The organism is Mycobacterium sp. 1245801.1 (genome assembly GCF_001673055.1).
Lineage (GTDB): Bacteria > Actinomycetota > Actinomycetes > Mycobacteriales > Mycobacteriaceae > Mycobacterium > Mycobacterium europaeum_A.
The window spans coordinates 1-2,296 of sequence record NZ_LZKY01000256.1 but is presented as its reverse complement, the minus strand read 5'-3'; the positions used below and the strand labels follow the sequence as shown (position 1 = coordinate 2,296).

The window sequence follows — 2,296 nt, the reverse complement described above, 5'->3', positions numbered from 1 at the left end:
CGTTTTCGGTGTGGCGCGGCACACCGGCCCCGGTACGCGGCGCGCTGGTGGCCCGCCTCGGCGAGCTGCTGACCGCGCACCGCGGCGAGCTGGCCACCCTGGTGACCCTCGAGGTCGGCAAGATCGCCTCCGAGGCCGCCGGCGAGGTGCAGGAGATGATCGACATCTGCCAGTTCGCGGTCGGCCTGTCGCGCCAGCTCTACGGCCGCACCATCGCCTCGGAACGCCCCGGCCACCGGCTGCTGGAGACCTGGCACCCGCTCGGTGTCGTCGGCGTGATCACCGCGTTCAACTTCCCGGTCGCGGTGTGGGCCTGGAACGCCGCGCTGGCCCTGGTGTGCGGGGACCCGGTGGTGTGGAAGCCCTCGGAGCTGACGCCGTTGACGGCGCTGGCCACCCAGTCGTTGATCGCCCGGGCCGCGGCCGACGTCGGCGCCCCGCCTGCGGTGAGCTCGCTGATGCTGGGCGACCGCGACCTCGGCGAGCTGCTGGTGGACGACCCGCGCGTCGCGCTGGTGTCGGCGACCGGTTCGGTCCGGATGGGGCGGGCCGTCGGTCCCCGCGTCGCCGCGCGGTTCGGCCGGGTGCTGCTGGAGTTGGGCGGCAACAACGCCGCCATCGTGACGCCGTCGGCCGACCTGGACCTTGCGGTGCGCGCGGTGGTGTTCGCGGCCGCCGGCACCGCGGGGCAGCGCTGCACCACCCTGCGCCGGCTGATCGTCCACCGCTCGGTGGCCGACGAGGTGGTCGCGCGCGTCGCGTCCGCCTTCGGGCAGCTGCGCATCGGTGACCCGTCGGCGCCGGACACGCTGGTCGGACCGCTGATTCACGAGACCGCCTACCGCGACATGGTGGGGGCGCTGGAACAGGCGCGCGCCGACGGCGGCGAGGTGATCGGCGGCGAGCGCACCCATCCCGAGGCCCCCGAACACCCGAGTTCCTACTACGTCGCGCCGGCGCTGGTGCGGATGCCCGCGCAGACCGCCATCGTGGCCACCGAAACGTTCGCGCCCATCCTCTACGTGCTGACCTACGACGAGCTCGACGACGCGATCGCCGTCAACAATGCGGTGCCGCAGGGCCTTTCGTCGGCCATTTTCACCACCGACCTACGCGAGGCCGAGCGCTTCCTGGCCGAATCCGACTGCGGAATCGCCAATGTCAACATCGGCACGTCCGGCGCGGAGATCGGCGGCGCGTTCGGCGGAGAGAAGGAAACCGGCGGCGGACGTGAATCCGGCACCGATTCGTGGCAGGCCTACATGCGCCAAAGTACCAATACCGTCAATTATTCCGGCGAGTTACCGCTGGCCCAGGGCGTGAAGTTCGGATGAATCCAAAGTGGCCGGGGTCTCATGTCGTATGAGTACTATCTGACACATGCCGACTGCCCGCAGGCGCTTATCCCCCGAGGATCGACGCGCTGAGCTGCTCGCTTTAGGGGCAGAGGTCTTTGGGAAGCGGCCCTACGACGAGGTCCGCATCGACGAAATCGCGGAACGCGCCGGGGTCTCGCGGGCCCTGATGTATCACTACTTCCCCGACAAACGGGCATTCTTCGCGGCGGTGGTCAAGGACGAGGCCGACCGCCTGTACGAGAACACCAACATGGACGACGCCACCGGCCTGACCATGTACGAAGAGGTCCGCACCGGCGTCATGGCCTACATGGCCTACCACGAGCAGAACCCCGAGGCGGCGTGGGCCGCCTACGTCGGCCTGGGCCGGTCCGACCCGGTTCTGCTGGGCGTCGACGATGAAGCCAAGAACCGTCAGCTCGAGCACATCATGAGCCGGATCAGCGACCTGGTGGCCAAGACCCCCGCGGGGAAGCTGGAACCCGACGTCGAGCGGGACCTGCGGGTGATCTGCCACGGCTGGCTGGCGTTCACCTTCGAGTTGTGCCGGCAGCGCATCATCGACCCCACCACGAATGCCGATCGACTCGCCGATGCGTGCGCGCACTCGCTGTTCGACGCCATCGCCCGGGTCCCCGAGATCCCCGAGGAACTGTCCCACGCGATGGCGACCGCTCGGATCGAGCCGCGCTAGCCGACGCCTTGTCGGTGCCCGTTGGCACCATGGACGGGTGAGCACTCGCGCCGACTCCGGGCCGCCCGGCCGCCCCGACCCGTTGGGCCGGTTCAGCGCCATCACCCGCGAGTGGTTCACCAGCACCTTCGACGCACCCACCACCGCGCAGGCCGACGCGTGGAACGCGATCGCCGACGGCCACAACACACTGGTGATCGCCCCGACCGGATCGGGTAAGACGCTGGCGGCGTTCCTGTGGGCG

At 69.9% G+C, this 2,296-nt stretch carries 3 protein-coding genes; all 3 read left to right on the top strand.

The annotated features are described in order from the left end of the window. The coding region (locus tag A5622_RS16535) for an aldehyde dehydrogenase family protein (RefSeq protein ID WP_066880035.1) at nt 1-1,334 on the top strand (1,334 nt) is incomplete at its 5' end. Nucleotides 1,335-1,380: 46 nt separating this feature from the next. Next, nucleotides 1,381-2,052, top strand: a complete 672-nt coding sequence (locus A5622_RS16530; RefSeq protein WP_066868563.1) for a TetR/AcrR family transcriptional regulator — start codon at nt 1,381-1,383, stop codon at nt 2,050-2,052. A 37-nt stretch (nt 2,053-2,089) separates the two neighbouring features. Continuing rightward, nucleotides 2,090-2,296: DEAD/DEAH box helicase (locus A5622_RS29745; RefSeq protein ID WP_197497966.1), on the top strand; the 207-nt coding region annotated here is incomplete at its 3' end.

Coding starts and splice junctions, on each gene's coding strand:
- A5622_RS16530 (WP_066868563.1), top strand. CDS start 1,381: ATGCCGACTGCCCGCAGGCGCTTATCCCCCGAGGATCGACGCGCTGAG.